The organism is Actinomycetota bacterium, assembly GCA_040755895.1.
In the GTDB taxonomy this organism is placed as follows: Bacteria; Actinomycetota; Aquicultoria; order Subteraquimicrobiales; family Subteraquimicrobiaceae; genus Subteraquimicrobium.
Genome location: JBFMAG010000041.1, coordinates 1 through 4,292, shown reverse-complemented (window position 1 = coordinate 4,292; position 4,292 = coordinate 1). Strand labels below are relative to the sequence as shown.

10 protein-coding genes are annotated in these 4,292 nt (G+C 41.8%); all 10 read left to right on the top strand.

Features of this window, described 5'->3' with window-relative positions; genetic code table 11:
- Window positions 1-67: 67 nt before the first annotated feature.
- Window positions 68-334 carry a helix-turn-helix transcriptional regulator gene (locus tag AB1466_01885; GenBank protein ID MEW6188852.1) on the top strand — a complete coding sequence of 89 codons (267 nt, stop codon included), beginning with the start codon at window positions 68-70 and terminating at the stop codon, window positions 332-334.
- A gap of 11 nt (window positions 335-345) precedes the next feature.
- Window positions 346-537 carry a hypothetical protein gene (locus tag AB1466_01880; protein ID MEW6188851.1) on the top strand — a complete coding sequence of 64 codons (192 nt, stop codon included), beginning with the start codon at window positions 346-348 and terminating at the stop codon, window positions 535-537.
- Window positions 537-1,001, top strand: coding sequence for a DnaB-like helicase C-terminal domain-containing protein (locus AB1466_01875; GenBank protein MEW6188850.1), 465 nt, complete (start codon window positions 537-539; stop codon window positions 999-1,001). Before AB1466_01880 ends, AB1466_01875 begins: the two co-directional genes overlap by 1 nt.
- Before the next feature lie 23 nt (window positions 1,002-1,024).
- Complete coding sequence (locus AB1466_01870; protein ID MEW6188849.1) at window positions 1,025-1,432, top strand: DnaB-like helicase C-terminal domain-containing protein; 408 nt, start codon at window positions 1,025-1,027, stop codon at window positions 1,430-1,432.
- Window positions 1,429-1,947, top strand: a complete 519-nt coding sequence (locus AB1466_01865; protein ID MEW6188848.1) for a hypothetical protein — start codon at window positions 1,429-1,431, stop codon at window positions 1,945-1,947. Before AB1466_01870 ends, AB1466_01865 begins: the two co-directional genes overlap by 4 nt.
- Window positions 1,948-2,019: 72 nt before the next feature.
- Window positions 2,020-2,313, top strand: coding sequence for a helix-turn-helix domain-containing protein (locus tag AB1466_01860; GenBank protein ID MEW6188847.1), 294 nt, complete (start codon window positions 2,020-2,022; stop codon window positions 2,311-2,313).
- The gene (locus AB1466_01855) at window positions 2,310-2,513 is read left to right on the top strand and encodes a helix-turn-helix domain-containing protein (GenBank protein ID MEW6188846.1); all 204 of its coding nucleotides are present in this window, start codon (window positions 2,310-2,312) and stop codon (window positions 2,511-2,513) included. Before AB1466_01860 ends, AB1466_01855 begins: the two co-directional genes overlap by 4 nt.
- A gap of 555 nt (window positions 2,514-3,068) precedes the next feature.
- Window positions 3,069-3,368 carry an immunoglobulin gene (locus AB1466_01850; protein ID MEW6188845.1) on the top strand — a complete coding sequence of 100 codons (300 nt, stop codon included), beginning with the start codon at window positions 3,069-3,071 and terminating at the stop codon, window positions 3,366-3,368.
- A gap of 158 nt (window positions 3,369-3,526) precedes the next feature.
- A complete protein-coding gene (locus AB1466_01845; GenBank protein ID MEW6188844.1) occupies window positions 3,527-3,730 on the top strand; it encodes a PC4/YdbC family ssDNA-binding protein in 204 nt (67 codons plus the stop codon).
- A 50-nt stretch (window positions 3,731-3,780) separates the two neighbouring features.
- Window positions 3,781-3,984: a helix-turn-helix domain-containing protein gene (locus AB1466_01840; GenBank protein MEW6188843.1), complete on the top strand. Its 204-nt coding sequence runs from the start codon at window positions 3,781-3,783 to the stop codon at window positions 3,982-3,984.
- Window positions 3,985-4,292: the final 308 nt, after the last annotated feature.

Genomic DNA, 4,292 nt, shown 5'->3' with positions numbered 1-4,292 from the left:
AATCATATAAAACTTATCATGTGTAAAATTTTAGTAAAGAGCAAAAGCAAAGAAAGGACGGTTTTTTATGAAGAATGTTAAGAAGATCACGAGGATGGAACTACTCCGGCGTGGCAGGGGTTATTCGCTCGAATCCCTCTCAAGGAAGTTGGGCGTATCTCCCGGCCTAGTTGCGCAAATCGAGGGGAGACACCGAAAAGCTTATCCAAAAATTCGAGAATCCCTTTCTATAGCTCTAGGCGTTGAGGAGTGTGAACTCTTTGATAGAGAGAGCTTCGCCAAGATTGCGAGGGGGAGATTTCATGCCGGTAGATCAAAAAACGTTGGACATTGAAGGGGATAAAGATGGAAGAAACAAGATCAAGCCTTGATAACGAAACAGACGAGGAAAAATTCGATCGGTGGCTGCGTTTGATCCTCACCTTTAAGCACCTCACCCGCGAAGAGGTCTTCTGGTTTGTCAATGAACTCTCACGTCGGTTTAGTTTCCCCCGTGAGACGCTCATCAAAGTCTTTAAGCGTGAGGGGATGCTGTGATGGACGATTACCAGGCCACAATTGAAACACTACTGGAGCGATCCCTTCCGTTTAGAAGAGCCGAGATTCCCAAGATAAGAGAGGAATTCCCGAATATCAAATTGTCGCAAATAAAGCGGGATCTGAAGATAGATGAGGCCGATATCAAAACAATTACCGATGTAGTTGATTCCTATGAGCTCTTCACCGAGGATTTAACCAAATTTCGGATCACCCTTGGCTATAAGGAAATCGATCAAACCATAAGGGGAATAGCTCCCGGTGAAATCTTAGGCTTTGTGGCAAGAACAGCCGTGGGTAAAACATTATTCGCCTTAAACTGCATTAGGAACGTGACCGAGAATCACAAGGTGCCCATCATGTTCTTCTCCCTAGAGCAGGAAAGCCCACAAGTATTTGAGCGCCTGGCAGCGATAACTTGCAATCGAAAGCCGGTATCCATTGAGAAGTGCTCTCGGAATTAGTCGCAAGGGGGGAAGAGGAGATATTGCGAGAGAAGATATCCTTTGTGGTGGTGGATTACCTTGGGTATATGAGTGGTTCGGGCAAAGATTGCTACGAGCGAGTATCAGGATTATCGAAAGATATTAAAGCCTTTGCCAAGGAGTGTAAAGTCGCGGTTCTAGTCCTCCATCAACTGTCCAGGGAAGCTTTATCCGGCGGAGAGCCCGTTTCCCTAAGAATGTGTCGCGATTCAGGAGTCTTCGAGGAAAGCTGCGATTACCTACTGGGGGCCTGGCGACCAGAGCTTTCCGAAAAAGCTACCGAGGAGGAGAGATTTCTCAACCAGGGCTTGATAAAGGTGGCGATTTTAAAGAATAGATGTGGTGGGAACAAAACGATTGATTTCTGGCTTAATTCAGAAAACTTAAGGATCGAGGAGATGCAAAGGTGAAAGAAGGCTGGATTAAGCTTTATAGAAAAGCTTTAAAAAGCACAGTATTTGAAGATCCATTGTTATGGAAAGTCTGGTGCTGGTGCCTCATGAAAGCAAGCCATACTGAGCAGACAATAATTTTGAATAATCGAAATGTTCATTTAAAACCAGGCCAGTTCGTGTTCGGAAGACGAAGTGCAGCCGTTGAATTATTAATGAGTCCCTCGACGGTGGAACGCAAAATCAAGGTTTTAAATGTGAACCGCAAATTGAACCGCTACCCGAACCACCAATTTACACTTATTGAAGTGGTTAATTGGCAAAAATATCAGGAATCAAGAACCGCAGAGCGAACCGCGGAGCGAACTCAAAATGAACACATACAAGAATGTAAATATAAGGGGCTGGAAGGTTTTTTAAGACCTTCCCTAGCCGATAAGGATTTAGAGAAATGTAACTGCCCGCGCTGCCGGGCCGACTTGGAGTTTAGGAAAAGAAGACAAAGGGCGGGCATCCGTATTCCCTTGGAATAACGATTTTTTGATGGATTTTCAAATAAACGCAAGGGATTCATTGAAATACCAGCTAACTAAAGGGATTTATAAATGAAATCTGATAAAAAACTCCTCTATATCGGTGAAGTTGAGAGGTTAACGGGTATCCCCAGGTGGCGACTCAGGTATTTAGAGCGGAAATATCGCCTGATAGTGCCCAAAAGACGAGGCAAAGGGTGGCGAAAATACAAAAGAAAACATGTGAGCTGGATCCTAAAGCTGAAAAAGGCAAGGCAGGAAGGACTAAGTTACTCTCAGATCAAGCAACTTATAAAAACGGGGGCTTTCTGGAGAGAAGATCAAATCTTGGATGTAAAAAAACAAAGGAAAATGACAAAGCAATGAGTGATAGGCTAATTGACGTTCATGAGCTTTCAGAACTCCTGGGTGTCCCGGTAAGCTGGGTTTACGAGAGGACCCGAAGGGGCGAGATTCCCCACTATAAACTGGGTCGCTATTGTAAATTTGACCCTGAGATTGTGAGGCTTTGGCTCAAGAGTCAACAAAAAGGAGCTTTAGATGTTGGAGAATCATCGGGTAACTGACCCGATTAACCCGAAAAATAAGCATTTTACCTGTTGTTTTAATAGGACTTCTATTGAGATTCTATTCTTTTGGAGGAGATAACTGTGGATTATTCCTCTTATAGGGAACACGTCTACGCACTTATACGGATGATAAAAGCATCCACAGCGACGATGAAATTAGAGACTAATGGGTTTTATATCCGAACAAATGTTTGAAAACGTTCATTCGAAAAGAATTTGAGGAAAAAACGGTTTGAATCATATGACCCTAGGTACTTATTTTTGAAATCTTTACTTGAATTATCCTCCCTCCATTGAGGGGCGGAAAAATTGCAGGTGAATCAATCTAAAAAAGCAAAACTTCTTATTTTACCTGCAATTATAGAAGAAAGACCAGCTCATGCTCAATAAAAAGCAAGGGAAAAAGGTGACACCAATGCCAAAGGTAGCAACCGAAGCCTGGTTTAGAGGTCATCTTTGGAAGTATTACCAGGGAGTATTCCCAATGCCGGAGGAGTGATAAGGCTTGGAAAACGAAATCTTTCGAATCACACTCTTTGAGAAAGGAAGAAGATGGCTAGATTATCCAAATACGAACAAGAAACAATCATAAATTTCAATGAAGCAGAGAATACAGCAAATATCTACACCTGCAAGAAATCTTTAATGAACAAACTATTCAAAGCCAAGTGGGCTAAATTCATTCGTTCCGAGGAACTTGATGAGAAAATCTATTCCATGGAGTTTGAGGTTCCCAAGAAATTCATAAAGATTACTCCTCGCAAGAAATACAGAAAACCATCACAAGCCCAATTGGAAGCTTTGGCTAAGGGTAGGGCAAAGAAGCTAGCACAGGAATCGATTCTGAGATGAGTTTTATTGGATATTCACAAAGAAAAGCAAATAAATGTTTGGCTTTAAATGGTGAGATTAGGGGGTTACACGTTCCCCTAACAAAACCGCAGCTAATTCAGCATTTAAAAGGATATTGAATTTTTTCAACGAAATTCGAATTTGGGAGGAGGTAAAAGATGGAGTTTGGAGAGTTGGTGGGAAGCTTCCAGAAGAATACCAATGCCACCATTAGAGTCCACAAGCTTAACTTTCAAGGAGAGGAATACATCGACATCAGGGAATTCGTGGCTACGGAAGAATACGATGGTCTCACTAGGAAGGGGATAAGGATGAGGGAAGCACTTATCCCTAAACTCGTGGAGCTATTACAAAAGTTTTAAGACAAAAAGCATTAAAAATTGGGCTGCAATTTGTCCTTGGGAGGGATATAATGTCCTTAAATGAGATAAATAGTGGAGGAAGGTTAGAAAGAATGCTATCTACCGATGAGGTATTGAAGATTCTTGGTGTTAGTCGGAAAACCCTCTACCGCTATGTTAAAAGTGGTTCGCTCAAATGTTACAAATTTGGGCGCGATCTAAAATTTAAGGAGTCCGATATCAAAGCCTTCATCGAGGCTCATGAGAAAAAATAAAACAGGGAGGTAAAATTTGCAAAGGCATAGTATAATACGGAAACTACTCAGAGTAATGTTGTTATTATTATGTCACTCTTTGTTTTATGGGATAGCCGTGAGAACAAATTGGTGATATTTTGAGAGATTGAAAAGGAGTGATTGTGGAGTTGAGAAATTCAGATAAATTAAAAAGATATCTGGTCAAGTCCTTTGTTTCCTGTAAAAACGAGAAGCCCGGCATTAGACGTTGACTACCTCCTTTGCCTCCATTTCCTCTCTTAGGCTTTTATCCAATGCCAATTCTTCCCTTAAGGCATCGATTCTTT